This is a genomic window from Herbaspirillum sp. SJZ107 (assembly GCF_006715485.1).
Lineage (GTDB): Bacteria > Pseudomonadota > Gammaproteobacteria > Burkholderiales > Burkholderiaceae_D > Telluria.
Genome location: NZ_VFNH01000004.1, coordinates 378,153 through 403,187, shown reverse-complemented (window position 1 = coordinate 403,187; position 25,035 = coordinate 378,153). Strand labels below are relative to the sequence as shown.

At 61.5% G+C, this 25,035-nt stretch carries 29 protein-coding genes; 12 read left to right on the top strand and 17 right to left on the bottom strand.

Going from position 1 to position 25,035, the window contains the following annotated elements; translation table 11 throughout:
* The 12 genes from FBX97_RS24845 to FBX97_RS24790 form a co-directional block, all read right to left on the bottom strand.
* The gene (locus FBX97_RS24845) at positions 1–1,953 is read right to left on the bottom strand and encodes a type IV secretory system conjugative DNA transfer family protein (protein WP_141837760.1); all 1,953 of its coding nucleotides are present in this window, start codon (positions 1,951–1,953) and stop codon (positions 1–3) included.
* 11 nt (positions 1,954–1,964) lie between these two features.
* Positions 1,965–3,035, bottom strand: coding sequence for a P-type DNA transfer ATPase VirB11 (gene virB11, locus FBX97_RS24840; protein ID WP_141837758.1), 1,071 nt, complete (start codon positions 3,033–3,035; stop codon positions 1,965–1,967).
* Between the two features lie 8 nt (positions 3,036–3,043).
* Positions 3,044–4,258, bottom strand: coding sequence for a TrbI/VirB10 family protein (locus FBX97_RS24835; RefSeq protein ID WP_141837756.1), 1,215 nt, complete (start codon positions 4,256–4,258; stop codon positions 3,044–3,046).
* Positions 4,255–5,061 (bottom strand): TrbG/VirB9 family P-type conjugative transfer protein, encoded by an 807-nt coding sequence (locus FBX97_RS24830; protein WP_141837754.1) that lies wholly within the window; start codon positions 5,059–5,061, stop codon positions 4,255–4,257. The genes FBX97_RS24835 and FBX97_RS24830 overlap by 4 nt, the downstream gene beginning before the upstream one ends.
* Positions 5,058–5,924, bottom strand: a complete 867-nt coding sequence (locus FBX97_RS24825) for a virB8 family protein (RefSeq protein WP_185748739.1) — start codon at positions 5,922–5,924, stop codon at positions 5,058–5,060. The genes FBX97_RS24830 and FBX97_RS24825 overlap by 4 nt, the downstream gene beginning before the upstream one ends.
* 165 nt (positions 5,925–6,089) lie before the next feature.
* Entirely contained in the window at positions 6,090–7,103 is a 1,014-nt protein-coding gene (locus tag FBX97_RS24820; RefSeq protein WP_141837750.1) for a type IV secretion system protein, read from the bottom strand.
* A gap of 8 nt (positions 7,104–7,111) precedes the next feature.
* Entirely contained in the window at positions 7,112–7,399 is a 288-nt protein-coding gene (locus tag FBX97_RS24815) for an EexN family lipoprotein (protein WP_141837748.1), read from the bottom strand.
* A gap of 26 nt (positions 7,400–7,425) precedes the next feature.
* On the bottom strand, positions 7,426–8,079 hold the full coding sequence (locus FBX97_RS24810; protein WP_141837746.1) for a type IV secretion system protein: 654 nt from the start codon (positions 8,077–8,079) through the stop codon (positions 7,426–7,428).
* Positions 8,076–10,550: a VirB4 family type IV secretion/conjugal transfer ATPase gene (locus FBX97_RS24805; RefSeq protein ID WP_141837744.1), complete on the bottom strand. Its 2,475-nt coding sequence runs from the start codon at positions 10,548–10,550 to the stop codon at positions 8,076–8,078. The genes FBX97_RS24810 and FBX97_RS24805 overlap by 4 nt, the downstream gene beginning before the upstream one ends.
* Positions 10,537–10,917 carry a type IV secretion system protein VirB3 gene (locus FBX97_RS24800; protein ID WP_141837742.1) on the bottom strand — a complete coding sequence of 127 codons (381 nt, stop codon included), beginning with the start codon at positions 10,915–10,917 and terminating at the stop codon, positions 10,537–10,539. The genes FBX97_RS24805 and FBX97_RS24800 overlap by 14 nt, the downstream gene beginning before the upstream one ends.
* A 1-nt stretch (position 10,918) precedes the next feature.
* Entirely contained in the window at positions 10,919–11,212 is a 294-nt protein-coding gene (locus FBX97_RS24795; RefSeq protein WP_141837740.1) for a TrbC/VirB2 family protein, read from the bottom strand.
* Positions 11,209–11,646: a hypothetical protein gene (locus tag FBX97_RS24790; protein WP_141837738.1), complete on the bottom strand. Its 438-nt coding sequence runs from the start codon at positions 11,644–11,646 to the stop codon at positions 11,209–11,211. The genes FBX97_RS24795 and FBX97_RS24790 overlap by 4 nt, the downstream gene beginning before the upstream one ends.
* A 154-nt stretch (positions 11,647–11,800) precedes the next feature.
* Between FBX97_RS24790 and FBX97_RS24785 the strand changes: the two genes are divergently transcribed.
* From FBX97_RS24785 to FBX97_RS24740, 10 genes are all read left to right on the top strand, one after another.
* Complete coding sequence (locus tag FBX97_RS24785) at positions 11,801–12,118, top strand: TrfB-related DNA-binding protein (protein WP_141837736.1); 318 nt, start codon at positions 11,801–11,803, stop codon at positions 12,116–12,118.
* Positions 12,115–12,900 (top strand): ParA family protein, encoded by a 786-nt coding sequence (locus FBX97_RS24780; RefSeq protein ID WP_141837734.1) that lies wholly within the window; start codon positions 12,115–12,117, stop codon positions 12,898–12,900. Before FBX97_RS24785 ends, FBX97_RS24780 begins: the two co-directional genes overlap by 4 nt.
* Positions 12,897–13,898 carry a ParB/RepB/Spo0J family partition protein gene (locus tag FBX97_RS24775; protein ID WP_141837731.1) on the top strand — a complete coding sequence of 334 codons (1,002 nt, stop codon included), beginning with the start codon at positions 12,897–12,899 and terminating at the stop codon, positions 13,896–13,898. Before FBX97_RS24780 ends, FBX97_RS24775 begins: the two co-directional genes overlap by 4 nt.
* A gap of 52 nt (positions 13,899–13,950) precedes the next feature.
* Positions 13,951–14,226: a hypothetical protein gene (locus FBX97_RS24770; RefSeq protein ID WP_141837729.1), complete on the top strand. Its 276-nt coding sequence runs from the start codon at positions 13,951–13,953 to the stop codon at positions 14,224–14,226.
* Positions 14,227–14,419: 193 nt separating this feature from the next.
* Positions 14,420–14,983 (top strand): plasmid mobilization relaxosome protein MobC, encoded by a 564-nt coding sequence (gene mobC / locus FBX97_RS24765; protein ID WP_141837727.1) that lies wholly within the window; start codon positions 14,420–14,422, stop codon positions 14,981–14,983.
* Positions 14,973–16,016: a hypothetical protein gene (locus FBX97_RS24760; RefSeq protein WP_185748738.1), complete on the top strand. Its 1,044-nt coding sequence runs from the start codon at positions 14,973–14,975 to the stop codon at positions 16,014–16,016. The genes mobC and FBX97_RS24760 overlap by 11 nt, the downstream gene beginning before the upstream one ends.
* 59 nt (positions 16,017–16,075) lie before the next feature.
* Positions 16,076–16,477, top strand: coding sequence for a hypothetical protein (locus tag FBX97_RS24755; protein ID WP_141837723.1), 402 nt, complete (start codon positions 16,076–16,078; stop codon positions 16,475–16,477).
* 62 nt (positions 16,478–16,539) lie between these two features.
* On the top strand, positions 16,540–17,367 hold the full coding sequence (locus FBX97_RS24750; protein WP_141837721.1) for a DUF932 domain-containing protein: 828 nt from the start codon (positions 16,540–16,542) through the stop codon (positions 17,365–17,367).
* A 98-nt stretch (positions 17,368–17,465) separates the two neighbouring features.
* Positions 17,466–18,008 carry a hypothetical protein gene (locus tag FBX97_RS24745; RefSeq protein ID WP_141837719.1) on the top strand — a complete coding sequence of 181 codons (543 nt, stop codon included), beginning with the start codon at positions 17,466–17,468 and terminating at the stop codon, positions 18,006–18,008.
* A 157-nt stretch (positions 18,009–18,165) separates the two neighbouring features.
* On the top strand, positions 18,166–18,441 hold the full coding sequence (locus tag FBX97_RS24740) for a helix-turn-helix transcriptional regulator (RefSeq protein WP_370457341.1): 276 nt from the start codon (positions 18,166–18,168) through the stop codon (positions 18,439–18,441).
* Here the strand turns inward: FBX97_RS24740 and FBX97_RS24735 are convergent.
* The 3 genes from FBX97_RS24735 to guaB all read right to left on the bottom strand — a co-directional run bounded on the left by FBX97_RS24735 (position 18,404) and on the right by guaB (position 23,029).
* Positions 18,404–19,600: a site-specific integrase gene (locus FBX97_RS24735; protein ID WP_141837717.1), complete on the bottom strand. Its 1,197-nt coding sequence runs from the start codon at positions 19,598–19,600 to the stop codon at positions 18,404–18,406. The genes FBX97_RS24740 and FBX97_RS24735 overlap by 38 nt on opposite strands.
* A 292-nt stretch (positions 19,601–19,892) precedes the next feature.
* Entirely contained in the window at positions 19,893–21,503 is a 1,611-nt protein-coding gene (gene guaA / locus FBX97_RS24730) for a glutamine-hydrolyzing GMP synthase (RefSeq protein ID WP_141837715.1), read from the bottom strand.
* Positions 21,504–21,568: 65 nt separating this feature from the next.
* A complete protein-coding gene (guaB, locus tag FBX97_RS24725; protein WP_141837713.1) occupies positions 21,569–23,029 on the bottom strand; it encodes an IMP dehydrogenase in 1,461 nt (486 codons plus the stop codon).
* Between the two features lie 154 nt (positions 23,030–23,183).
* Between guaB and FBX97_RS24720 the strand changes: the two genes are divergently transcribed.
* Positions 23,184–23,705 (top strand): DUF4124 domain-containing protein, encoded by a 522-nt coding sequence (locus tag FBX97_RS24720; protein WP_141837711.1) that lies wholly within the window; start codon positions 23,184–23,186, stop codon positions 23,703–23,705.
* A 9-nt stretch (positions 23,706–23,714) separates the two neighbouring features.
* Here FBX97_RS24720 and FBX97_RS24715 read toward each other — a convergent pair whose 3' ends face one another.
* Positions 23,715–24,020: an RnfH family protein gene (locus tag FBX97_RS24715; RefSeq protein ID WP_141837709.1), complete on the bottom strand. Its 306-nt coding sequence runs from the start codon at positions 24,018–24,020 to the stop codon at positions 23,715–23,717.
* Positions 24,013–24,444 carry a type II toxin-antitoxin system RatA family toxin gene (locus FBX97_RS24710; protein WP_141837708.1) on the bottom strand — a complete coding sequence of 144 codons (432 nt, stop codon included), beginning with the start codon at positions 24,442–24,444 and terminating at the stop codon, positions 24,013–24,015. Before FBX97_RS24710 ends, FBX97_RS24715 begins: the two co-directional genes overlap by 8 nt.
* Positions 24,445–24,542: 98 nt before the next feature.
* Here FBX97_RS24710 and smpB point away from each other — a divergent pair, with 98 nt between their 5' ends.
* Positions 24,543–24,992: an SsrA-binding protein SmpB gene (smpB, locus tag FBX97_RS24705; protein WP_141837706.1), complete on the top strand. Its 450-nt coding sequence runs from the start codon at positions 24,543–24,545 to the stop codon at positions 24,990–24,992.
* The last annotated feature ends 43 nt before the right edge of the window (positions 24,993–25,035 follow it).

Here is a 25,035-nt window from a genome sequence, read left to right as displayed (position 1 = left end):
TCATTGCTCCTGTGAGGTTTCAACAGCTCTCATGAATGAACCAAACGCCTTTTGCAAGTCGTCGTCGGTGATCGGCTCGCCTATTGGTAATTCGATCTTGGAGAAGTCGACGGCATACGCTGTAAGGTCCAGCTTGCCGAGCTTGGCGAAGTCCGCCGGCGTGACCGGCCGCGGCGATGAATTGTCGGTAGTCTGTTCGACGCTACCCTCTTCTGGCTCGGGTACTGGGAATACCGCTGGCAAGGCGATCGCGATCGTCCTGATCGACGGAACAGGCAGGTTGGCGCGTCGTGCGAAGAGGCCGAGCTTCCAGAACCAGATCTTCTTGCACAGGATCGGCAGCATCCCCTCGACGGCGATGATCTCGTTGTTCTTGCCCATCTGTTTCACTTCCTGCGGGTTCATCAGGGGCCGGGCCGACTGCGAGACGGTGCTACCGCCTCCACTCGATTTATTCGAAAACGTGAAGCGCTGGCGCGAGCGCGACACAACCTCGGCCGTATAGGAACCCAGCATGCGCGAGATCTCTTCGGCATACTTCTGCTCGCGCGGTGCATAGATGACCGATGCCCCGCAGCAGCTCATGATCGTTTCCGCACCGTCGGCGCCGTACACCTGGCGCAGCTGGGAGACGGCCTGGACGATGATGAACGGGCGCAGTCCATAGCCGCCCATCAGGCCTATCGACTCCAGCACGATCGGCATGCGTCCCATGGCGGTGAACTCGTCCTTGATCACGGCCACTTCATGCTTGAGGCTGGGATCGTCCTCCGGCATCTTGTCCATATTGCAGTCGTAAAGCTGCGTGAAGAACAGGTTCAGCAGCTGTCCCAACCGGCCAAGATCGCCGGGATTGACGCCGAAGTAGATCGATATCCGCTCGCGACGCAGGTCGTACAGGTTAAAGGAATCGGCGCTCGTTGCGGCATCGACCATCGGGTTGGCCCAGAGCTGAAGCTTAGCCGTGAAGGTCTTGCGGATCGACGACTGTGTCTGCGGGCTGAGGTTGATGAAATCGTAGAGCATCCGCTTGCAGGTTGGGGAAAGCGGTTGATCGCCCTCTTCGCGACACGCAATCACTGCGCGCCAATGATCGCCGATGCTCTCCGCTTCCCCGTACATGATCTGTCTGAGCATTTCGCCCATCGTGCGCGGCAGCGTCGGCGTTTCGATCACATACAACGCCAGGCCGAGGAACAGGTCTCGGCACGACGCCGGCCAGAACGGATCGCCGCTCGCCGGGTCGGGCGACAGCATGTTGGCGATCTTCTGAAGCGCATTAATCCGCTGCGCAGGATCGTCCGGCACGTAGAAGCGCGATATCGGATTCCATTGCGCGGTACGGCCATCCGGCGACAACGGGTCGAACAGGAACACCTTGGAAAACAGCGAGCGCCAGCCGGCGGTGATCCGATAGCATTCCTTGCGCGTATCGTTGATGACGAAGCTCCCGCGCCAGCTCAGCGCGTTCGGCTGAACCAGGCCGGCGCCCTTGCCGGTGCGTGGCCCGGCGGCGCAAAATGCACCCCGCTGTTCACCCAGCCTGATCAGCTTGCCGCCCAGGCTCAGAAAGCCGCCCCAGCGGCCGAGCACGAGGCCGTCGCCATCGAACAGGCCGGCCGCGGCGACTTCGCGCTGCGTTGCGAACCGAGCGTCGCCGTACAGCGATCGCTTGGCGGGCTGCGCCAAAGCGAAGATGATTGCGATCGTCGCGCCCCACCCTGCCGCAATGCACATGAGGAGCCATCGCCGCGTGTACGCGTCATCGCCATACTGCTGCCAGTACGCCAGTACCGTAAATGGCGTGGCGGCATACGGAGGTAAGGCTGGGCTATGCAGCTTGACCAGGAAAAGGTAGCTGGCGAGATAGAACGCGAGGACGACACCACCGGCCAAGGCACTGGCAATAGCGAAAGCACGATGACGTTCGCTGTCCGCAGGTGAGATGAGCATCTTTGATCTCCTTAACCGAGTTGTCGCATTGCGAACGCGGGATCGAAGTACACCTCCGAGACGATGCGCCGTCCGTCCGGTAGCCGCTCCATCTGGAGGACGACGTCGACGAGTGCATGAAGCGTCGTGGTAATGTCGGAGAGGTCGAGGCCGCTGCCTTCCTGGCTGCCCTTGATCATCAGCGCCAAGCGCCGGAAGGCAAGCTTCGCGCGCGTCGCGTGCACCGTCGTGATCGTCCCGGGATGGCCTGAATTGAGTACGTTCTGGATGAAGAAGAACGACTCGTCGCCCCGCAGTTCAGCCAGCAGCACGCGGTCGGGACGCATCCTCAACGCGGCTTCCAGCAGGTCACGCGGCCTCAGCTTCGAAACGCCATTGCCGCCCTTCGGGTAGAAAAGGTTGACCTGGTTCTCGTGCGGAAGACGCATCTCAGGCACATCCTCGACCGTAACAATCCGCTCGTGTAGCGGAACCAGGGCAGCCAGCGCGTTGCCCAGCGTGGTCTTGCCCGATCCTGTCGCTCCAGATGACACGATGTTCTTGCGACAGGCGACGGCGAGGGCAAGAAAGCGTTCCCACTCTCTCGCATTGAATAACGCCAGCAGTTCGCGGTCGCTTTCTGGCAAGGCGTCTTCGAGAGTGCCTCTCTCTTCCTGTCCGAGCATCAGCGACTGTTCGCGCTTGGCGCATTCGAATGCGCCCGCATCGACCAGCTCGCGCAAGGACAGAACGCACGAACCCGGGCGACGGATCGTGATGGAGACGGTACCGGTCGGCACCGCGGGCGGGATGACGATCTGCACGCGCTGGCCGTCCGGCAGCTGGGCGCCGAGCAGCGGCTGCGCTTCGGTAATGTCCTGGCTCGAGCGGTTGCGCAACAGCTTCGCCAGGTCGAAGCACCAGTCGAAGTCCAGGGCCGGCATCCGATGCGACTCCCAATACCCTCGCCGCTCGACGGCGACGATGCCTGGACGGTTGATGACGATCTCGGTCAGGTCGGCATCCGCCAGGAAGCCCGACAACGGCTCCAGCGCCAGCACGACCGTGGATTTTTCGTTTGAGCCCTCGAAGACCAAGTCCATGGCGAACCTCACTGGCTGACCGGCGAACGTTCGCGCAGCGCATACACGTCCCTGAAGTCGAGGTCGCGCGCCACGTGGATCACGACCTGGGACGCCTGCGGCGCCGTCAGGGTCGGCTGGATATTCAGGGTGGACTTGAGCACGTCGCTCATGACCTGCTGCGCGCCACCGCTGATACTGGGAAAGGCGATCGTCGTATTGTTGTTGCCGCTGCCTTGATGAAGCGCTGTCAGGTAAGGACCGACATCGCTAACCACGCTGAGCAGGATCGCGGCGCCGAAGCGGTCCCAGAAGTGGTTGTCGACATCGCCGGCGATACCCGGCCGGCCGAGCCAGTCGGCGCCACCAAAGTCGACATCCACGAGGACGTGGTTCGGCGTCTCGCCGCGCGACCACACGATGCCGACCCGGCGCTGGCCCTGCGCCACACCATTGGCTTGCAGTCCAACCCATTTGGTGCCGCGCTCGAGCAGCACCACCCTGCTGTCGGCGCTGCGCACATCCTCGGCCTGGATGCACGAGACAGGACCCGGCAAGGTCGTGTCGAGCGCTTCGACCACGTTGCAGGGAATCTTGGTGCCTTGCGTGATCATCATGCTCGGATCGGCCAGCATGTACGCGCGTGCCGCCGCCGACTGGTTCTGCTGCGCCGGGCGAACCGTTCCGCCTGCGCCGGCCGGCAGCGCGTCAGCCGCCGTCGGCTGGACAGATACCTTCGTTTCCAGACCCGTAGCCTTCACTGCCTGGGTCTCGGCAACCTTGAAGACGAGCGGAGACTCCAGTCGCTGCTTCATCCGCAGCTGCGCCGGCGTCAATGGTGGAGGAGCTGTCGTCGCACCCGGCGTCACGCCCGGAGAGTACGACGTATTAGCCGCCACACCGGGCTGACTGTTCGATGGCGTGAGCGGTGGAAGCGTCGTCTCCTGTTTCGGCTCGGCGAAGGTGGGTGGCCTCAGTGGCGGCAGGCTGGCCACGACCGGTGCCACGGCTTCACGGGCGGGGTCGGTCGCCTCCTTGTGCCTGTCGTAGACGGCGGCGTAGTAGCGCCACAAGGCCAGCCCTGCAACCGTCACTACGCATGCGGCGATGACCACGTTGCTCGCCTTGTTCTGCAAGCGAAGCCCGCGATCCACTGTGGCTTCGTCGCGCTCTCCCTCGATGACGTTGTCGACGCCTGTATCATCCTTGACGTCATGGTCTTGCCTGAACGGGAACAGCTTCATCGCTTTTCTCCTTTGACGACACGTTCGACGTTGGGAGACGAGGTCTTCGTCGCCGGACGCGGTGCATTGGCATCGAACCCTTCGTTGAAGACGCACGCCACGATTGATCCCGAGCGCAGCACGAACTTGCGGCGCACTGCCTGGACTTCGACCGTCCCGTCGCTGGCGACCGTGATGTTTTCGACCCGCTCGAGTTGGTCGCCATCACCTGCTGCCGCATAGATCGCCGGAACTTGTGAACGCGCTGGAAAACGGAGGTAGGTCACAGCGCCATCGTCCCACGCTTCCACCGGCGACAGCTCGCCCGCACCTTGGACCGTATAGTCGCGATTCCGGACTGCCCTGGCGTGATCAAGCAGCGCCTCGATCCGCTCCTGTGCTTTGGTCTTAGCTTCCGCCGCGTGCTCCGCAGCCGGATAACGGAAACGCACCGTCAGGTAGGCGGTTTCCTTTGGCGGCGCCAGGCGCATGTCGAAGTTGTAGGCGCGCTTGTTGGTGACGACCTGGATATTGGTCGACGCCGCCTTCACGGCCGGCTTGAAGAACACGCCGTTGCGCTTGCCGGTGCTGGCGGCCTGCCAGGCGTCCGTGTCCCCGCCGACCATGTCGACCAGCTGTTCGTCGGGCTCGAACAGGATCATCGTCGACGCTCCGACCTTTCCATAAATCGTCACCACGTTGTTCGGGTCGTAATCGACGAAACGGATGCGCGGGTCGCCTTTCGACGCGACCGGCTCCTGGGCAGCATGGGCCTGCAGCGCCAATATTCCAGCCAGCGCGCAGGCGATGAGCTTAGTGCTCATGGCGTCACCTCCCGGGCTGTCGCTACAGGCGCGGTCAGCGCCATCGGCCTGCCCTGGTGCCCCGGTGCGGGTAAGGGCATATCCGGCTGGCGCACCGCTGGCGCGACGCCCAGGTCCGGATCCTTGATGTAGTCAGTGATTTCCATACCCAGGTCGTTGACGCGGCGGCTACGCTCGTCGGTCGCCACGTTCACCCAGCGGAACGGGATCGTCGCGATCCAGCTCGTCGGTTCGCCTACCGGTTGATCTGCCCTGGTCATGCGTATGGAGAAGCTCGCCCTGACAGCGCTGGCGGCGCCGAGGCCGTCGCGCAGGATCGTGATCGCACCGAGCTGGATGCGCACCTTGCCGTCCTTCTTGTAGACGTTCATCGGGGAAGCCGGGTTGGCGGTATCCCAATACGATGCCCACTGCGTGCGTAGTTGGGGACTCATGAAGGCTGCGGCGTCGTAGTAGTTGTCCTCGGCGGTGTCGATGGTGTAGTTTTCCCGCGCGCGCAGGAAGGTGGCGATGCTGCGCCGGATCGTCGCTTCTTCCGGCGTGAGCTGGTAGGCGGCGAGCGACAGCAGCGGACTTGTCGCTCCGGTGGACTTGTTCACCACCAGCACTTCGGGCGGTGGCGCCGGCCGCATCGAGGTATGGATGGCGCCGGCAGCGATCCCGAATGCCGCGACCGTGAGCGCAGAGGCGCCGGCCGCGACGCGCCATGCGGTCCTGCGCGAGCGCTGTTCCGCATCGGTCTGCCGGTCGGACTCTGCAGCCGAATGTTCCAGCAGGAGCTGTATGTCGTCGTGCGTTTCGATGAACCGGCGCAGCTCGTTCAAGTGGACAGCGAGCGCGTCCTTGGCTTGCGTGGTTTTCATGAGCACTCCTATGCGGCCGTGCCGCAGTTTGGATAGACGGCGCCTGCCTGCGCGGGCGCGTTGATGGGGCGACGATGTTTGCCGTCGCATGTGGGCAGCCTGGCGGCACAGCCGGCCAGCACTGCGGATGTCACAACCAGCAGGATCAGTTTGCGCATAGCGTCCTCACCGTTTTGTTTGCGAAATCTTCGTTTGGGATATCGAATTTCTTGCCCTGCCCCGGAACGCGCCCTGCGTTGCACTCCAGGTCTTGCGGCCGACGTAGCGCACCGGCCGCGTCGAGTAATCGATGCCCTTCCCCGCCAGCTGCCGGCCATGGCGATGCATCAGGCTTCCCGCAAGCCGGCCCATGCCGAACGAGGACAGGGCGACACCGCCAGCCAGCCCCGCGGCAATGGTTAGTACCGATGCCAGCGCGAGCAACGAGATCAACCCCATGACCATGAACGGGAAGATCTGATCGACCTCGCCGGTGTTGGCGATCGCCGCGGCCGAAGCGGACCGGGAGAACAGCTTGAGCACCAGCAGGTTGACCGCCATCACGAGGATCGGCACGAGAAAGTAGTTGCTGAGCTGGCGGATCCAGGAATTGAAGTACCCGGCGGTCGTCTCGAACAGCAGGCTGACGATGAACAGCGGTCCGAGGGCGAGGATTGCCGTCAGCGCCACCTTCGACAAGGCCATCAGGAAGAAGCCGTACGCCGTAACGACGATGATCAGCGACCACACCGCCAGTGCGACGAAGTACAAACCGACATCGCCGTTGAACAACCCAGCCTTGGCCCAGAACTGCTTGCCGATGTCGAAACCCTGGCTGAGCAGGAGATCGAGACCGCCGGTAAAGCCGCTGGCATCGGGCGCCCGGATCATCGCCGCGGCCAGCTGGTCCGGGCCATGCAGGAAGGTCTCCGTAAGGACGGTGTTGTACTCGGCCAGGCCGATCCCTGCTCCGAAGATGAGCGACACCTTCAGCACTCGCTCAGCCATGTCGAGCAGCGGCTCCCTGATCGCCCCGCGCATGCTGGCGAAACCCCAGAGCACGACATACACGCCGAGGAAAGTGAACGCCGCCGGAGCGATCGCCTGTGCGACTGCGGCAACCTGTTCGCCGACGTAGGCGTCGCATACGCGCTCGATGTAGGCGAGACTGCTGGTGAAGAACGTCCCCGGGGCTGCCATAGGGCCACCTATGGGGTCACGTTCGGGAACCGGCCGCCGCCCGCCGAGGCGATGCGCTCCGCCCGCGTCGCGTTCGCGCAGTTCGGATCGTCGCCCTTGCGGCCGGGGTCATTCGCGCAAGCGGCGAAAACCTTCTTACGCAGGTCCGGCTGTTTCAGATAGTCGTCTACGGTGAGTACGCGATCGCTGGCGGCTGCTGCAACGGCAGGCGCGCCGCCCTGCTTCGTACATCCACTACCCATGCATGCCAGGGAAGCGAGTAGGACTGCGTTGACGATGTTGCGATTGAAGTTCATGGTGGCTCCTAAGGTGACTGGATTTGTCAGGGAAGACTGGTATCGATCGTCGGGAAATTCCCCTGTCCCGACGAGGTGGCGCGCATCTGGTTGACCATCAGCCGCTCCGCCTCGGTCTGCGCGGTGGCACCATTCCCGGCAGCCGCGAGCTGGTTCTGGTCCTTCACCAGCGCCGCATGCTCGATGGCGATAGCGTTGGAAAGGTCGTATGCGGCTTTCGGGTCGTTGGTCGTCGCAAGGGCGCCCGTCAGCGTCCGCAGGCGCTGCTCGCGCACCGTAGCGTCGTTGTACGCGGCTTGCGCCATTGCCTGGTTCGCAGCCGAGATGTTCTGCGACTGGCTCAGGAACGATTGCAGCGCTGGTGACAGGCTGGCCGCCTGCGCAGGCGTCAGCACCGCTTGCGCTGACCTGATCTCCTGGGCGAGCGCCGAGAGCTGGGTCATCGACTGCGTCCAGTCGGCAGGCAGCACACGCGTGGACGCTGGCAGCAGTGCCGCCATGCCCCGGTTACCCGTCATCGAATCGATCTGCACACGCATCTGTGCGTACTGCTGCTCCCATGCCCTCACCTGCTTGACCGCTTCGGCCAGCGCCGTCGGATCGGTCACGACCATTTGAGCCTGGGCTGACAGCCCGCCACTGCAAAGCAACACGGCAGCAATGATGTTTCGGGATCTCATGTCCTGCTCCTTTCGTTGATGAAGTGCGGGTACCAGTCGTCGGCGTTTTCGCCGTATTGCTCGATGAGGCGGTCCATCAAGGCAAGGTTCGACGTTCGCGCCGACAGCACGGAGAGATCGTCGTCCATGCCGTCGAGCGGCAGCTTGAGGACGACGGAATGGTGTCCCTGCCTGAACAGGAACATCCCGCTGCCTTCCGGCAGTTCAGTCTTGATGATCTCGAACTCGCGTTCGGACAACCCGAGTCCGTCCACGTAGTCCTTCTTGCGCGCGCCCGGATTCGGAAACAAGAACAGCGTCGCGACCTGCTCGATCAGCGTGCGGCTGATCGGGTGGTTGATGGCGTCGCCGGGCGAGTTCGAGTCGAGCGCCACGAAGCCGTTCTTCTTACGCAGTGTACGCAGCATGTCGTCGCAGAACGCCGCGAACTTGGCGTCGCCGAGCGCCTTCCAGAACTCGGAGATCCATATTCCGAGCCTACGACCATCGATCAGGCGGCTCGTCAGGTAGAACAGGTGCATGTTGATTGGCGTGCGCAATTCCGGATCGTCGAGGAAGCTGGTAACGTCAAACGCAGTGGTCTGCACCGAACCCAGGCTGGCGGCGAGCGTGTCGGCCTGGTTGTCGAACACCCAGGCAAGCGCTCCGTCCTTGCGGCCCGGCTCGCGCGCATGGCACCACTTGGACAGGCGCTCGTACACGCTCTCGGCGCCCTTGGGGAGATAGTCCAGGACCCGGCCAAGGCGCCGGTTCCCTGGCGCCAGGCGCATGACCGCTTCGATCGCATAATCGAGTTCCTTTTCCTCGGATACGCTCAAGGGCTTCGCATCGATCTCGATGCCGTCCTGCGTCAGCATCGGCCGAGACACGAGGCGCCGCACTAGACGACGCAGGTATGGCATGACCGCCTTTTCCTGCGGATCCAGGCTGAACGGATTCCAGCCTGTCGGCTCACCCGGCTCGATCCTGTACACCTTGCCGCCGAGGCGGCGAACGGCGATCTCGGTATCGCGGTCCTTGGAAAACAGGACAGAGGTCAAACCATACTTCTGCATCATTGCGAGGATGAACATCGCGGCCGCGGTCTTGCCCGAGCCGGTCGGTCCAAGGAACATCGAATGTGCGACGTCCCTCTTGTTACCGCCATTCTGGGCTTTCGGATCGGCCGCATGCAGGTTCAGGTAATGCGGCGTGCCTGCCGCGGTCACAAGCATCGTGACCGCGTCGCCCCAGTGGTTGCCGCTGCGCCGCCCGACGGGGAAGTTATGCAGCGGCATGAAGCCGCAGGCGTTGCGGCTGTTAATCAGCGAAAGCCTGGGCCGATACCGGTGGTTTCCCGGCAGCTGCGCCCAGTACGACGCCTCGCAAGCCAGGTCCTCGCGCGCGCTAACGATGCCGGCATCGGTCAGCACGGCGCGCGCCTTGTCGACGTTCTGGTTCAGTTCCCGCAGCGTCGCGCCTTTGACCTGCACACTGTAGTGATGTCCGCCCATGACAGTGCGCCGCGACGCAAGGTCGTCCGCTGCATCGGGCAATTCGTCGCGCTGGGAGACGGCGGCGTCGCCCGCGTTTTCCATTCGTACGCCGGTCGTGCGCATTTGTTCCAGTGCCGTGTCCTTGCGCGAGAAAGTGAAGGACTGGGTGACCACGAGTTCGAACGGCAGCGTCAGGAGCTCGTCGAGGTAGAGCGGGTGCGTCTCAGCTGGATAGCCGTTGATGCCCAACATCGCGGAAAAGCTGGTGCTGCCGGCGCGCCTGATCTCGATGGTCTCGGTACCGAACAGCGGGCGCGTGGTGCCGACCAGCGAACGCATTCGGCATGGCGCAAGAGCGACCCGCTCCCATGCGCCGTTCGCGAGGTAGCCGAAGAACTCGGCCGGCTCGGAAAACCAGACACCGCCACGCTCGTAAAGCGCCAACCGCTCCGCTTCGTAGTACCGCAATCCGGCGATCAGGCCGTCGACGATCGCATCGAACTCTGCCATGTTCTCCTGCCGCTCCATCTCAATGGCCTCGACGGTACGCGCGAAGAACAGCTTGCCGAGCGTCCCGCCCGTCCACCATGGGTTCGGACGGAACACCAGCGTCAGGTAAAGCTCATTCACCATCAGGTACTCGCCACCGACCTTCGCCGCATAGCGCGCGTTGAGGTCATGCGCATATCCTGGAGGGTAGACACCGTCGGGATAACGATTATCTTCACGCCTGACGATGTGCTGCCAGAGCGTGATCCGCGGATCGGCCAGGCCGAGCATGATCCGGTTCAGGCGATCGTGCCGGCTGTTTAACTCCGCGTTGGACGCGCATTCGAAAGCCGCGCCGCTCAGCCGCAGTACGCAAACATAGTCGCCGCCGCTGGTCAGAACGCCGCTCGGTGTCAGGTGGAACTCGTAAGGGACATTCTGTGAAAGAGACAAATCACGCGTTGCCGCCCGCATGCGGCGGCGCTTCGAACGATCAAGGATTGGCATGCTTGTTCTCCTGTTTGAGGCGCCGTTGCAGGCGCCAGCGTTGAACAAACCTGATTCGTCGGCGCAGCGCCAGCGGGCTGTATGAAGAGGCCGACCAGTAGCCGAGCGTTGCGAACAGGCCGTTCGCCTTGGTGCGCAGCCACAGCACCAGCAGCTCGAAGCTGCGTGGGTCCTTCAGGCAGACCAGGTAGCAGATTCCGTGGATGGGAACGCAGATCAGTACCCACAGCAGATTCCTGGTCCAGACCAGGGCCTCGACCGACGCCATGAGGTTGAGCATCAGCGCCGGATACGGGACGCCCCATCTCATGGCCGGCCGGGTCAGCCCGACGGCAAGAGGATCGACCTTGATGCCGTCGTCGTCCATGTCAGACCCCCATCAGCGTACGGAACCAGGACACGATCTGGTCGCTGCCGAACATCATGGCGATGCCCACCAGTCCTCCGACGAACCAGCCCCAGTTCACGCGCCCCATCAGGCAGAGCACCCCGACGACAAGAACGGCGATCCCAGCGAATGGAGTGAGCGTCTGGACCAGGTCGGTCTTCAGTGTCGTCCCCGAGTTGGCGAACGGTGGCGCGGCGAATGCAAGTTCCGGGAACAGGCTGCAAGCTACGACGGCGCCCGACAAGACAAGCTGCAGGGTACGAGCAGTTTTCATGGCAGTTCCTTTGCAACGGGTTGAGAATCGGTAGGTGACGCGCCGCGCCGGTAGACGTCCCAGAACGGCGCTGGCGGTGGCATGGATGAGGCGGGTCTGTTGTCGACCGCTTGTTCGGTCCCGGCAGCATGTGCACGCACGCGCAGCAGTTTCGCGTCCGGCAGTCGCGCCAGTTCGCGTTGAAGCGCCTTCACGTTTTCTTCGTGACGATGCAGGTTGGCTTGGGTATCGTCCGTGGGCGCTTTCGTCATCGACTCTCGTGCCGCGACGAGCGCGAGCTGTTCGGCAGCGAACTCGGATTCGAGGATGGCGCGGCGGTCCATGTCACGGGCCTGCTGTGCAGCCTTGTCTACGATAGGAAACGGTTCGTTCCCTTGCGCCAATGAACAGAGTGATATTGCGCAGAAGATCAGCGGTTTTCGAAGCAAACTCATGTCTGGCTCCTTGCGGTGACTTGGACCAGACGATAGGCTAAGTCCCTGCCGCTACCCTTGATGAGTATCATTCAATCAGGTGTTTAATTAACACCTTATTTAAGTACACTTGGACGCCATGGATCAGCGTCTTCCCTGCCACAGAAAGGTGTGTATGAGGAAAAACAAGAGGCTGACCAAGGAAGAGTTCGAGGCCATTCGCCCGCACCTGGCAAGGATGAAAGACCGGAACGTCGAGGCCATCAGGGCCATCCTCGTCGAAGGACGTCCGCAGAAGGACGTGGCTGCGGAGCTGGATGTATCGGCGGTCGCGGTGAGCTCGATGGTACGCAGCGCGTGGGAGTACCACGTCACGCACGGCGTGCGGCCGGAAGGCTGGGTCAGCGTCAGCGTCGTCCTGCCGCCGGAGATGGCGCAACTCGTCAGAGAGATGGAACGTAGCGCACGTGAAAATCTAAAGGCGAAAAAGTGAAGATCTTCATCCCTGCCAATCAGAAGGGCGGCGTCGGCAAGACCAACACCGCATTCAACTTCACCCACTACCTCGCTGAAGAGGGAAACCGGGTACTCGGCGTGGACGGCGACGAACAGGGCAACTACAGTCGCGCCATGAGCGATTATGTGCAGCTGGGACTGGGTGCAAGCCAGCTGTTCGGAGAAACGCCTGTTGTGTTGCCTGATGCGGCAGGCGCGGTCACGGTCCTGCACGCGGACAAGGAAAACCTGCGTGCAGTCGAGCGCTCCGGCGTCAGCGATGCCCAGCTGGTCTCGAATTTACGGGCACGTCTGAATGAGCTGGCGTCCTGCTTCGACTACCTCGTCATCGATTCGGCCGGATCGAACAGTCGCATCACAAACGCCCTCCTCTTCGTCAGCGACTTTGCCGTGATCCCGACAAAGATCGACCAGGACAGTATCGATGTGTCGGTGGAGGTATTGAAACGCATCGCGTCCATCAAGAGTACGTGGAATCCGGCGATGGTCAACCTTGGCATCCTGCCGAACGAATACGACTCGCGCCAACCGGCACAGGTCAAGAGCCTGAAAGCGCTGCTGGGCAAGTACCCGCAATTCATCTTCCCTGCTTTCATTGCAGACCGCTCGGCATACCGGGAGGCCTCCGCGGCCCGGACGCCGGTATGGCGGCTGAAAAGTGAGGCGGATGGGCGCACCAAGACGTCGACGCGAGATGCTGCTGTCGAGATGCGCACGGTTTTTCGCATGCTGCTCGACAGGATGGAGGCGCAGCCATGAACCTGGATCTGACAGGCTTGGCCGAAGTCATGCAGTCCGCCACAGGCGAACCGTTGATGCTGCCGCTGGAAGTGATCAGCTGCGATCCGAGCCAGCCGCGCAAGCACTTCGATGAAACGGCGCTGATGGAGCTTGCCGAAAGCATCCGCGCGATCGGCGTCGTTCAACCGATTTCGGTACACCAGGACCCTGCCGCGCCTGGCCGGTACATCATCAACTATGGCGAGCGCAGGTACCGCGCGTCGCTGCTCGCTGGCATGCGGAGCATCCCGGTCTTCGTACACAAGACGCCCGACGACTACAGGCAGGTAGCCGAAAATCTTCATCGCGCTGACCTGTCGCCGATGGAAATGGCACTCTTTATCAAACGCCGACTGGACGCTGGCGAGAAGAGGAACGAGATCGCTGCTCAACTGGGTTACAAGAAAAGTTATGTGACAGAGCACCTGGCGTTGTTGGAGGCGCCGGCTTGTGTCGAAAAAGCGTATGCGAATGGTGCGACCTCGCCACGCACGCTGTACGACCTGCGCAGGCTGCACGACGAGTTTCCGCAGGAGGTAGAAGCATGGTGCGCAAGCGGCATCGAAGTCACGCGGGATACGGTCGAGGCGCTTGTTCGCACAGTTCGTCGCGACGAATTCTTTCCGCTTGAACTGATTCATGATGTTCGTCGCGACGAACTTTCGGACGCCCCTCTTTCCACTGATGCGTCAACTGCGATCACTGCGCACGATGCTCAACTGCAGTCCGACAGGCCAGGACCGGAAGATAGCGGACAAAACGAGATTGACACGGAGCCACACGGTCGTCGTACCGGGAGGATTGCGCGCCAATCACGTACGAATGGGTCTCGTCCGCAATTACTCATCAAGGTAATGCACGACGGTCGCAAGGCTACCGTAGAGGATGAAAGCACTGTCCTCATCCGTTACGACGATGGCGGTACTGCTGAAGTTCTCCTTTCGAAGACCATGGTCCTGGGGACAGCAGCGGTGTAGAGGTCCTTTCAACCACGATATCGGAGCTGCCATGGGAAACGCGCGAACCTTGATGAAGATGTCCACCGTGGCCGTACTTGTAACAGTGCGCTCGCTTCTTTTCATGGCGTTGCTTCTCGCTTTGCGCGTGCTTGTGCCTCTGCTCCGCCTGGTCGCAACGGCCGGTATGTTGATCTTCGGTTTTTGTTTGCTGGTGCGGCGTGACCAGGTCACGGCCATGTGGGCTGGCGCGGGACTGGCTGTTGCCGCCGTCGCTCTTGAACTGGCGCTGGGCGCGGCGATTCGCGCGCTGGCGCCTCCTAGTGTCGTTGTGATTTCCGAGGTGTGAGCGCTGAGGCGCGGTTGTCCCGCAGTCCCGAAGGGACGAGGACCCGGTCGTTAATCCGCATGGATTAACAACGCTAGACGCAAGTCTATCCTGCCCTCTTTAAACCGAAAGCAGTAAGAACTGTGGAATTGGCACCTAGCAGATAAAGGACGAGCAGTTGGTTTTCAACGCTGGCTAAACCGGGAGAGCTTTCATGGCGGTCATCGGAGCGAGGGTCGATAACGAAATCAAGCAGGCGTTCGATGCGATTGCGCGCGCGCGGTCGGTCACGGCGTCGCGCCTTGCAGGTGTCCTTATCACGGACTTCATCAAGGCCGAGCGGGGCGGCGCGGCGCAGGCAACCGTCGGGACGCAGCTGCCGGCGCAAGCCTATCCTGCGGCGCATGCTGGTGCCAAGACCGAACTGCTGCACGTGCGTCTTGAACCCTATTATTACGAGGAGCTTGGGCGGCTGGCTGCGCAGCGCAAGTGGTATCGCAGCGCCTATCTTGCGAACCTTTTATATGCCCATGTCGACAGGCGGCCGGTACTCTGCCATGACGAGGTCAACGCGGTGCGTCAGGTGGCGCGGCAACTTGCGGACATCGGTCGCAACGTCAACCAGATCGCAAGGAAGGTAAATATCGATCCAGACCGGGCCGACCTGTCTGCCTTCGACCTAGAACTGATCCGCATGCTGCTCGATGTGGAAACGGCGGCGGTCAAGGAACTCGTCCATGAGAACCTGCGGACCTGGGGAGCGACCGATGTCCAGTAACGATGTGATCGTGCCCGACCGCGGCGGGAGGAAGTCCGGCCTGCGCCGCCTTGTCTATCGTCCGCATGCCGGGCACCGTGACGCCAGCAACGACTGGCAGGCTACCAAGGACAGGCTGCGCCGCACCGTGGCGCGCGTGCCGGAAGTCGTGATCAAGGTTACGGGCGGCGGCTCGAAGAGTGCCGGGGTGCTGCGCTACATGAACTACATTTCGCGCAGCGGGGCGCTGATCACGGTCGACGAGAAAGGCGAGCGCCTTGGCGGCAGGGACAGTGTCAGGCAGGTGCACGCCTCCTGGGATCTCGACCTGCAGCGTGCGCACGGCAAGGCTGGCGATGCGCTGCACCACACCTTTAACATCATCTTCTCGATGCCGGCCAGGACGGACCCGGACAAGCTGCTCGACGCGGTGCAGGCGTTCGCGCGCGAGCACTTCGGCCAGCGCCAGTACATCATGGCGCTGCACACGCCGGAGACCGACCCGAGCGACAATCCCCCGCCGCATCCGCATGTGCACGTGATCGTTCGCGCCGAGGATGAAGACGGGCACCGGCTGCACATCCGCAAATCGACACTGCGTATCTGGCGTGAGGCATTCGCAGCCAAGCTCAGGATGCGCAGCATCGAAGCGAATGCCACCTCGAGGGCGGAACGTGGCGTCTCGCTCAAGGGCCGCGGCAGCGCCGAATATCACATCCGGGAGCGTGGCGACGTGTCGACCGCGGAGGCGCGCAGGTTTGCCGAAGCCGCTAGCGACCTTCGCAGGGGAGACACGGGACTGAAGCCTTGGGAAGTGGCTATGGCCGCGCGACGGCGCGACGTGTTGAAGGAGCTGGCGCGCAACGCCGCAGCGCTGCGCAACGAGGGCGATATCGAACTGGCAGAGCAGGTCGAGCGGTTCGCGCGAGAGCTTTCGCCACTCGACAGCGAACGACGGCGGATGCAACGTGCGCTTGTCGAGCAAGTGAATGCGCGCCTTGTACGTGAGCGCCAGAAGGATGTGGTACCGCCACCGGAGCATGACAGCCATTAGGCTCGCGGCCTAGCGCAGTAACGATGAAGTTAAACGCAATTGACCGAAAGGAGGTAGCCATGAACAAGGTGCCGGGCAGCGGAGCGTCGAAAGAAAACAGGCTGGTCCGCGAAGCCATGTGCGACAGCACAGCATCGCTGCCAGATGCGACGCTCCTGCCATACACTGATTCTGGATACCGCCCGCCGGCGCCAGACGAGATCCGGGCAGTCATGCAGCTGCTTGGCACGACGGCCGAGCAGCTGGCGGGACTTGTAGGCGTCAAGGACGGCCGCGCGGTCAGGCGCTGGCTTTCTCCCCTAACTGCGAAAACCCATGCCCAGATCGACTATGCGATCTGGCGCCTGATGCTGCTCGAAGCGGGTTTGATCGACCCGCCAAAGCCTTTGATCCATGCCAAATCGATTAGGTCTAAAAGACCTTTACTCAATTTATCGGAAGAGCAGTCGAAGACAGAATAAACGTCGCTTCACCAGCTGCATGGTTTCTGAATCTTGTTTAACGAACGTTAGGGAGATTTGACATGAAACTCGCAACGCGTTTTGGCCGTGGCCACACGTCGGTCCGGTCCCATCAGCCGCTCACCAATGAAGAAATCGCCGGCGTGGCGCCGTCGATCTTCGCAACCGAAAAGCACGACAGCCGCTCGGAGCGCTACACCTATATCCCGACCATCGACGTGCTAGAAAAGCTTCGCACCGAAGGCTTCATGCCCTTTATGGCATGCCAGGCCCGTTGCCGGGACGAAAGCAAGCGCGAACATACGAAGCACATGCTTCGCCTGCGCTATGCCGGGCAGATAGACAGCAACGAGGCGAACGAGATCATCCTGCTGAACTCCCACGACGGCACCAGCAGCTACCAGATGCTGGCCGGTACCTTCCGGTTCGTCTGCTGCAACGGGATGGTGTGCGGCGACACGCTGAACGACATACGGGTTCCGCACAAGGGCAACATCGTCGACAACGTGATCGAAGGCGCGTTTCGCGTGGTCAACGATTTCGAACGGATCAACGGACAGATCGATGGCATGAAGGCCCTGCCCTTGAACGAAGGCGACCAGCTGGCCTTTGCGCATGCCGCATTGGCGCTGAAGTACGACCCGCAAACCGAAATGGCACCGATTACCGAGCAACAGATCCTTGTACCGAATCGCCGCGAGGATGTCGGCAATGACCTGTGGAAGACCTTCAATCGTGTCCAGGAAAGGATGCTGAAAGGCGGCGTGCAGGGCCGAGCGGCGAATGGCCGTCGTATTACCACGCGTGCTGTCACCGGCATTGACCAGGACATCAGGCTGAACCGGGCTCTGTGGGTACTCGCCGAACAAATGAAACTGCTGAAGCACTGATTCAGCCGGGAACTTCCCGTTTCGCAATTCCATTTGAAATCAGGCGATGCCGCCGTGAAGTTTTGCGACATCGCCTAATCCAGAAACCGGAGGCATCGATGACTACTTTCACCAGAATCGGCGATCTGATTGCAGCGCTTCAGGAATGCGACCCTGACGGAACAATAACAATCACTCTGGACGGCGCTCTTGTGTTCGATGACGAGGTTCCTGACGAAGTCGAATACAGGTCCGATCCCGTAGTTGATTTCCTGTTTTCAAAATCGGACGCCGTAAAGAGCGATCGCGTCCACCTTGGTCTTTCGAAAATGGATACCGAAGAAATTGTTTCCGACCGACGGAATCAACTCAACACTCACCTCAAGGAAAGCTCACTTTCTACGAACCCGGGCGTCGTTATGAATGCTCCAGTCGCAATTGCGCTCGCCTTTGATCATGACACCTACGTCAATCTGCAAGCGGTCGTCGCCAACTGCAACTTATCCGAAGGCAGTCGTGACGGTGCGACAACGCATGGGAAACTGGATGTTCCTCGCTTGCTTGCCATGCTTGCCGAGGACGCGGCGATGACAAATACCCGGCCAAGTTCATGGGAAGGTGCGAACATGCAGCAGGTGCTGGATAGCCATGGTTATGTGTGACTTTGTTCATCTATTTGCTCAATAGAGATCGATCGACAAAATTCAATAAGTTCCAGCGAATTTATTGATCATGAATGAAAGTCAGGCGACCACTTATTGCATTTGTCTTCGTGCAGGTGCAAAGTAATCCTAATACCAACCCAGTTAGGATATAGAAATGAATGCTATACCTTCCAACAAAAATGTAATGCCATTGGGTAGGGTAGTAATCAATCGTAAGCAGCTTCTGAAAAAAGTACCGCTGTGCGAGCGCACTATTCTTGACATGGAAAAGCGCGGAGAATTTCCAAGGCGCTTTTCGGTAACGCGGCGTCTGGTCGTATGGGATCTCGCTGAAGTCGACGAGTGGATTGCACGGCAGCAGACTGCCGGGGTACAGCAACCGCAGCCCGGTACTAAAGCGAACGACCTGTCCAGTTATCGATCAAATTAGCCCATGCCTGCATCATGTGACGACGCTGGTCCGCATATTCGGCCTTGTTGTAAACGGCACGAACGCCACGCTGCTCGTGCGCCAGGCACTTTTCGATCCAGTCTGATTGAAATCCGGCCTCATGCAGCGTCGTCGATGCGGTTCGCCGGAAGTCGTGCGGCGTAAAATGGGCCAGGGGTACGCCATCCTTCCGTGCCTCTTCCAGAACGGCCGTGGTCACCCTGTTCAGCGTCGCATTGCTGATCGGCTGGTCTCCATCGTACCTAGCCGGAAAAACATAGGGAGAAGCACCGGCGCACGTTCGCAACGCAATCAGAATGTCGAGAGCCTGCTCGGCCAGATAGACATTGTGCGGATTCCGACGCTTCATTCGAGAAGCTGGGATCGTCCATACCCGATCGGTAAAATTAACTTCGGTCCACATTCCCTCCGCCATCTCCGATTTCCTAAGCATCGTCAGGAGCAGGAGCTTTACTCCGAGACGCAGCGTCGCACTCGTCGCGACCTTCTCCAGATAATAGAACACTAGACGAACTTCCTCCGAAGTCAGCGAGCGTTCCCTCGGCTGGAACCGTGCAATCGAACTTGGACGAATTTCGTCGGCCGGATTCAATGCCTTCTGCCCTCGCTCGCGTGCGTATCGAAACACAAGCATGACGATTTCGCGCGCCTGGACAGCAGTCGCCGGCGCACCTCGTGCCACGATGCGATCGCAAAGCCGGCGCAGTTCTTCTTCCGTGATCTCGTCCAGCTTAAGCTTCTCATACGGCTTCTTGAGATCTCGCTCGTATACCGAACGGCGCATGTCCCGAGTCGACTCGGCCATCATGTAGCGTTCAAGCCATTCCTCGGCCCATTGTCCAAACGTATTCTCGTCCTTTCGGCGCTCGCGGATATTGGCCTTTTGTCGCGCCGGAGAACGTCCGGCTGCGAGGGCCTTCTTCGCCTCCGCCAGCAGTTCCCTTGCCTCGCCCAGCTTCAGACCACCCGGCCCATACCGTCCGAGTACCAGGGTCTCCTGCCTTCCATTAATAGCGTAGTTGTAGCGAAATGAAATTGTTCCGGAGGCTAGAACGTAGACGTACAGTCCGTCCCGGTCTGAAACCTTGTAACCCTTGTCTCTGGGCTTCAGGTTTCGCAGCGTCGCATCGGTGAGCATGAGAACCTCGATACCATGGTTGGAGACGCCAACTTTGACGTCACTTTTTCTTGAAGATTCAATCGGTTAGACGAATCCGGTACCATGATCAGGTGCAGTAGGGAAAGATGGTACCGACAGGTAGAGATGGTACCCGGCTGCCGTGACACCATTGTCGATGCCATCAAATTATCGTGCTTCTGGCTGCCTGAACATGCCGGCCTCTGCCAGTCCAAAAAGAAAAAAGCCCCTGAAATCAGGGGCTTAGTTCATCTCGAATGCTCGAGTTTGCCAGCTATTGCCGAGTCTGGAATCACTCCCACTCAATCGTCGCCGGCGGCTTCCCCGAAATATCATAAACAACGCGATTGATCCCGCGCACCTCGTTGATGATCCGGTTCGACACCTTACCCAGCAATTCATGCGGCAGATGCGCCCACTGCGCCGTCATGAAGTCGAGCGTCTGCACCGCACGCAGCGCGACGACGTATTCGTAGGTACGCCCGTCACCCATCACACCCACCGACTTCACCGGCAGGAACACAGCAAAGGCCTGCGACGTCGCCTCGTACCAGTTCACCGGCGCCTTGCCGGCATCGATCCCCGGCACCATCGGCGCAACGAAAGGCGTATGACGCAGCTCTTCGATAAAGATCGCATCGGCCTCGCGCAGCATGTCCGCATACTCGCGCTTGACCTCGCCCAGGATACGCACGCCCAGGCCCGGACCCGGGAACGGGTGGCGGTAGACCATGTCGTGCGGCAGGCCCAGCGCCACGCCCAGCTTGCGCACCTCGTCCTTGAACAGTTCGCGCAGCGGTTCCAGCAGCTTCAGGTGCAGGGTTTCCGGCAGGCCGCCCACGTTGTGGTGGCTCTTGATGGTCTGGCCCTTCTTGCCCTTGCCTGCCGACTCGATCACGTCCGGATAGATCGTGCCCTGTGCCAGCCATTTTGCGCTGGTCAGTTTCTGCGACTCGACCTGGAACACTTCCACGAACTCGCGGCCGATGATCTTGCGCTTCTGCTCCGGATCGGTCACGCCGGCCAGGTGGCCCATGAACTGGTCGGAGGCGTCGATGCGCAGCACTTTTACGCCGAGGTTCTTCGAGAACATGTCCATCACCATCTTGCCCTCGTCCTTGCGCAGCAGGCCATGGTCGACGAAGACGCAGGTCAGCTGGTCGCCGATGGCGCGGTGGATCAGGGCTGCGGCCACGCTCGAGTCGACGCCGCCGGACAGGCCGAGGATGACTTCATCGGTGCCGACCTGGGCGCGGATCTTCTCGACCGCTTCGCCGATGTAGTCCGGCATGTTCCAGTCGCTCTTGCAGCCGCAGATCTCGTGCACGAAGCGGCCGATGATGGCTTCGCCTTGCGTGGTGTGGGTGACTTCCGGGTGGAATTGCAGTGCATAGAAGCCGCGCTCTTCGTCGGCCATGGCCGCGATCGGGCACGACGGGGTCGAGCCCATCAGCTTGAAGCCCGGCGGCATTTCCAGCACCTTGTCGCCGTGGCTCATCCAGACCTTCAGCATGCCGTGGCCTTCGTCGGTGACGAAGTCGTTGACGCCGTTCAGCAGCTTGGTATGGCCGCGGGCGCGCACTTCGGCGTAGCCGAATTCGCGCACTTTGCCGTTCTCGACCTGGCCGCCGAGCTGGGCCGCCATGGTCTGCATGCCGTAGCAGATGCCGAGCACCGGCACGCCGAGTTCGAACACCGCTTGCGGCGCGCGCGGGGAGTCGCCTTCCAGGGTCGAGTTGTGGCTGCCGGACAGGATCACGCCCGAGGCGCCATAGTTGCGGACGAACTCGTCGCCGATGTCGTAGGGGAAGACTTCGGAGAACACGCCGGCGTCGCGGACGCGGCGGGCGATCAGCTGGGTAACCTGGGAACCGAAGTCGAGGATGAGGATTTTGGAATGCATGTTCTTTTCGATGGCAAATACAAAAACGCGGCCCTTAGTTCATCTGGAGCCGCGTTTCGGGGATCTTATTCCGTACGGTAGTTCGGCGCTTCCTTGGTGATCTGCACGTCGTGGACGTGCGATTCACGCATGCCGGCCGAGGTGATCTCGACGAACTCGGCTTTCTCGCGCAATTCTTCGATGGTCGCGCAGCCGCAGTAGCCCATCGACTGGCGCACGCCGCCGACCATCTGGTAGATGATCGCCAGCACGCTGCCCTTGTAGGCGACGCGGCCTTCGATACCTTCCGGCACGAACTTCTCGGTCTTGGCCGAGGCTTCCTGGAAGTAGCGGTCGGCCGAGCCTTCGGCCATCGCGCCCAGCGAACCCATGCCGCGGTAGGACTTGTAGCTGCGGCCCTGAAACAGGATGACTTCGCCCGGCGCTTCTTCGGTGCCGGCGAACATCGACCCCATCATGACCGAGTGGGCGCCTGCCGCCAGTGCCTTCGAGATGTCGCCCGAAAAGCGGATGCCGCCGTCGGCAATGCAGGGCACGCCGGTGCCGGCCAGGGCTTCGGACACGTTCGAGATCGCGGTGACTTGCGGCACGCCGACGCCGGCGACGATACGGGTGGTGCAGATCGAGCCCGGGCCGATGCCGACCTTGACCGCGTCGGCGCCGGCTTCGACCAGCGCCAGTGCGGCGGCTGCGGTGGCGATGTTGCCGCCGATGACGTCAACTTGCGGGAAGTTGGACTTGATCCATTTCACCTGGTCCAGGATGCCTTGCGAGTGACCGTGGGCGGTGTCGACCACCAGCACGTCGACGCCGGCTTTCACCAGCAGTTCGACGCGTTCCTTGTCCTTGTCGCCCACGCCGACGGCGGCGCCGACCAGCAGTTTGCCCTGTGCATCCTTCGATGCGTTCGGGTGCTCGTGCGACTTCAGGATGTCCTTGACGGTGATCAGGCCGCGCAACTCGAACTCATCGTTGACGACCAGTACGCGCTCGAGCCGGTGCTTGTTCATCAGGCGCTTGGCCTCGGCCGTGTCCGCCTCTTCGTTGACGTACACCAGCTTCTCGCGCGGGGTCATCTTGGTGCGGGTCTCGGCGTCCAGGTCTTCTTCGAAACGCAGGTCGCGGTTGGTGATGATGCCTACCACCTTGTTGCCTTCCACCACAGGGAAGCCGCTGAAGCCGTGCTGGTGCTGGAGGGCGATCACGTCGCGGATCTTCATCGTCGGCGGCACGGTGATCGGATCGCGCAGCACGCCTGCCTCGAAGCGCTTGACGCGCGCCACTTCGCGCGCCTGGTCGGCCGGACGCAGGTTCTTGTGGATGATGCCGATGCCACCCTCCTGTGCCATCGCGATTGCGAGGCGGGCTTCGGTCACGGTGTCCATTGCTGCGGAAATGACCGGGATGTTCAGGGACAGGTTCCGGGTCAGCTTGGTACGCAGGGACGTGTTGGCCGGGAGGATGTTGGAGTAGGCCGGGACGAGCAGCACGTCATCGAACGTGAGTGCTTTCTGAAGAAGACGCATAGTTTATTTCCTATAGGCGCAAAAGCGAATTATACAGAAAGTCTTGACCATCATCCCGGGACTGCCAAAAAATACCCGATACTCCTCAGCAACTCTTCGATTGACAGCCGCATGCAAACGTGGCGAAATCGGGTTCTTCACCTAAGGAAAGACTATGACTCGACATTGGCGGCGCGCCTGCCTGGCGGGCGCCCTGATGCTGCTGGCCCAGCTGGCCCATGCCCAGTATTCCTGGATCGACGAAAAGGGCACGCGCGTGTTCTCGGACCGCCCGCCGCCGCCGGGCACGCCCGCTGCGCGCATCCTGCAGATGCCGCGTTCGGCTACGCCGGCCGTCGCGGCAGCCGATGCCGGCAAAGCGCCCTCTCCCGCTGCGGGATCGGCTGCCGCGACGGCAGCGGCGACGCCGAAGCCGCCGACGCTGGCCGAGCAGGAGACTGCGTACCGCGAACGCCAGGCCAAGCGCGAAGAGGATGCGCGCAAGGCCAGGGAATCGGCCGAGCAGAAGGCTGCGCTGGACGAGCGCTGCGCGTCGGCGCGGCAGGAAGAACGGCTGGTGACGAGCGGGACCCGCATGTCGGCGGTGGATGCGAAGGGGGAGCGTTACTTCCTGTCGGATGAGGAGCGGGCAAAGCGGCTGCAGGCGGCGCGCCGGGCCTTGCAGGATTGCCGTTGACGACGGCGGCTAAGCCGCCTTCTCGGCCGCCCGCTTCCGGCGCGAATCCTTCGGATCGGCCACCAGCGGCCGATAGATCTCGACCCGGTCGCGCTCGCGCAGCGCCGTATCGAGCGTCTTCTTCTTGCCGTAAATGCCCACCGGCTGCGTCACCAGGTTAATGTCCGGAAAACGCGCCAGCACCCCGCTGCCTTCGATCGCCCCGCCGATGGTGGTGCCGGGCGCGACCCGCATCGGCTGGATGAATTCCTGCTGCGCGGTGGCGTACACCACGTAGACCTGCAGCTCGCCGCCGGCGTCAGCCGCTTCAGCCATAGACGACCTCGGCCCGCTTGCAGAAGGAATCGACCATCGTGTTGGCGATCATGCCGAACACCGGGCCGACGATCTGCTCGAGGATAATGCTGGAGAACTCGTACTGCATGTCGAAATCGATCTTGCAGGCGTCGGCGCGCAGGGACTTGAAGGTCCAGGTCGCTTCCAGCATCTTGAAAGGACCGTCGACCAGGTGCATCTTCATCTGCGTCGGGCGCTGGTTGTGGTTGGCGGTGGTGAAGCTTTGCTTTACGCCGTGGAAATTGATTTGCAGGCAGGCGACCAGCTTGTCCTCGCTGCGTTCCTGCACCTTCACGCCGCTGCACCATGGAAGGAACTTGGGATAATCTTCAACCTTCGCGACCAGATCGAACATCTGCTCCGCGCTATACCCTAAGAAAACTGATTTGTGCACTACTGCCATAGGTCAACCGTTTGTTATGATGTTGTTTTGCGCTTATCAAAGACACACATTAAGCGCGACAACAGTAGTTTAACCGACGCGCGGATTTTAGCTATTACATGAGCATTGTTGATAATAAGAAAGCGTTCTTCGACTACTTCATCGAGGACCGCTACGAAGCCGGCCTGGTGCTGGAAGGTTGGGAAGTCAAAGCGATCCGGGACGGCCGTGCCCAGATCAAGGAAGCGTACGTGGTCGTGCGCGATGACGAGCTGTTCCTGTTCGGCGCCCACATCAGTCCGCAGAGTTCCGTCTCGGGCTGGAGCCATCCGGAAGCCGTACGCACCCGCAAGCTGCTGCTGCACAAGGCCGAGCTCGAGAAGCTGATCGGCAAGGTGGACCGCGCCGGCTACACGCTGGTGCCGCTCAACCTGCACTTCAAGGGCGGCCGCATCAAGTGCGAAGTCGGCCTGGCCAAAGGCAAGAAGCAGCACGACAAGCGCGATACCGAGCGCGACCGCGACGCCAAGCGCGAGGTCGACAAGGCGATGAAGCAGAACCGCCGTTGACCGTCCGCGCCGATTCAACCGCGGGATGAACGCGTGGACGGCA

What these genes read in the sequence shown, in the direction of transcription:
- FBX97_RS24835 (WP_141837756.1), bottom strand. Translation starts at nt 4,258, where the DNA reads ATGAAGCTGTTCCCGTTCAGGCAAGACCATGACGTCAAGGATGATACA.
- FBX97_RS24760 (WP_185748738.1), top strand. Translation starts at nt 14,973, where the DNA reads ATGTCCAGTAACGATGTGATCGTGCCCGACCGCGGCGGGAGGAAGTCC.
- FBX97_RS24710 (WP_141837708.1), bottom strand. Translation starts at nt 24,444, where the DNA reads ATGGCAGTAGTGCACAAATCAGTTTTCTTAGGGTATAGCGCGGAGCAG.
- FBX97_RS24820 (WP_141837750.1), bottom strand. Translation starts at nt 7,103, where the DNA reads ATGGCAGCCCCGGGGACGTTCTTCACCAGCAGTCTCGCCTACATCGAG.
- FBX97_RS24795 (WP_141837740.1), bottom strand. Translation starts at nt 11,212, where the DNA reads ATGAAAACTGCTCGTACCCTGCAGCTTGTCTTGTCGGGCGCCGTCGTA.
- FBX97_RS24775 (WP_141837731.1), top strand. Translation starts at nt 12,897, where the DNA reads ATGAACCTGGATCTGACAGGCTTGGCCGAAGTCATGCAGTCCGCCACA.
- FBX97_RS24825 (WP_185748739.1), bottom strand. Translation starts at nt 5,924, where the DNA reads ATGAAAACCACGCAAGCCAAGGACGCGCTCGCTGTCCACTTGAACGAG.
- mobC (WP_141837727.1), top strand. Translation starts at nt 14,420, where the DNA reads ATGGCGGTCATCGGAGCGAGGGTCGATAACGAAATCAAGCAGGCGTTC.
- FBX97_RS24735 (WP_141837717.1), bottom strand. Translation starts at nt 19,600, where the DNA reads ATGCTCACCGATGCGACGCTGCGAAACCTGAAGCCCAGAGACAAGGGT.
- FBX97_RS24770 (WP_141837729.1), top strand. Translation starts at nt 13,951, where the DNA reads ATGAAGATGTCCACCGTGGCCGTACTTGTAACAGTGCGCTCGCTTCTT.
- FBX97_RS24715 (WP_141837709.1), bottom strand. Translation starts at nt 24,020, where the DNA reads ATGGCTGAAGCGGCTGACGCCGGCGGCGAGCTGCAGGTCTACGTGGTG.
- FBX97_RS24755 (WP_141837723.1), top strand. Translation starts at nt 16,076, where the DNA reads ATGAACAAGGTGCCGGGCAGCGGAGCGTCGAAAGAAAACAGGCTGGTC.
- FBX97_RS24800 (WP_141837742.1), bottom strand. Translation starts at nt 10,917, where the DNA reads ATGGACGACGACGGCATCAAGGTCGATCCTCTTGCCGTCGGGCTGACC.
- smpB (WP_141837706.1), top strand. Translation starts at nt 24,543, where the DNA reads ATGAGCATTGTTGATAATAAGAAAGCGTTCTTCGACTACTTCATCGAG.
- FBX97_RS24845 (WP_141837760.1), bottom strand. Translation starts at nt 1,953, where the DNA reads ATGCTCATCTCACCTGCGGACAGCGAACGTCATCGTGCTTTCGCTATT.
- FBX97_RS24815 (WP_141837748.1), bottom strand. Translation starts at nt 7,399, where the DNA reads ATGAACTTCAATCGCAACATCGTCAACGCAGTCCTACTCGCTTCCCTG.
- FBX97_RS24745 (WP_141837719.1), top strand. Translation starts at nt 17,466, where the DNA reads ATGACTACTTTCACCAGAATCGGCGATCTGATTGCAGCGCTTCAGGAA.
- FBX97_RS24720 (WP_141837711.1), top strand. Translation starts at nt 23,184, where the DNA reads ATGACTCGACATTGGCGGCGCGCCTGCCTGGCGGGCGCCCTGATGCTG.
- FBX97_RS24750 (WP_141837721.1), top strand. Translation starts at nt 16,540, where the DNA reads ATGAAACTCGCAACGCGTTTTGGCCGTGGCCACACGTCGGTCCGGTCC.
- FBX97_RS24785 (WP_141837736.1), top strand. Translation starts at nt 11,801, where the DNA reads ATGAGGAAAAACAAGAGGCTGACCAAGGAAGAGTTCGAGGCCATTCGC.
- virB11 (WP_141837758.1), bottom strand. Translation starts at nt 3,035, where the DNA reads ATGGACTTGGTCTTCGAGGGCTCAAACGAAAAATCCACGGTCGTGCTG.
- FBX97_RS24830 (WP_141837754.1), bottom strand. Translation starts at nt 5,061, where the DNA reads ATGAGCACTAAGCTCATCGCCTGCGCGCTGGCTGGAATATTGGCGCTG.
- FBX97_RS24740 (WP_370457341.1), top strand. Translation starts at nt 18,166, where the DNA reads ATGAATGCTATACCTTCCAACAAAAATGTAATGCCATTGGGTAGGGTA.
- guaA (WP_141837715.1), bottom strand. Translation starts at nt 21,503, where the DNA reads ATGCATTCCAAAATCCTCATCCTCGACTTCGGTTCCCAGGTTACCCAG.
- guaB (WP_141837713.1), bottom strand. Translation starts at nt 23,029, where the DNA reads ATGCGTCTTCTTCAGAAAGCACTCACGTTCGATGACGTGCTGCTCGTC.
- FBX97_RS24790 (WP_141837738.1), bottom strand. Translation starts at nt 11,646, where the DNA reads ATGAGTTTGCTTCGAAAACCGCTGATCTTCTGCGCAATATCACTCTGT.
- FBX97_RS24810 (WP_141837746.1), bottom strand. Translation starts at nt 8,079, where the DNA reads ATGAGATCCCGAAACATCATTGCTGCCGTGTTGCTTTGCAGTGGCGGG.
- FBX97_RS24805 (WP_141837744.1), bottom strand. Translation starts at nt 10,550, where the DNA reads ATGCCAATCCTTGATCGTTCGAAGCGCCGCCGCATGCGGGCGGCAACG.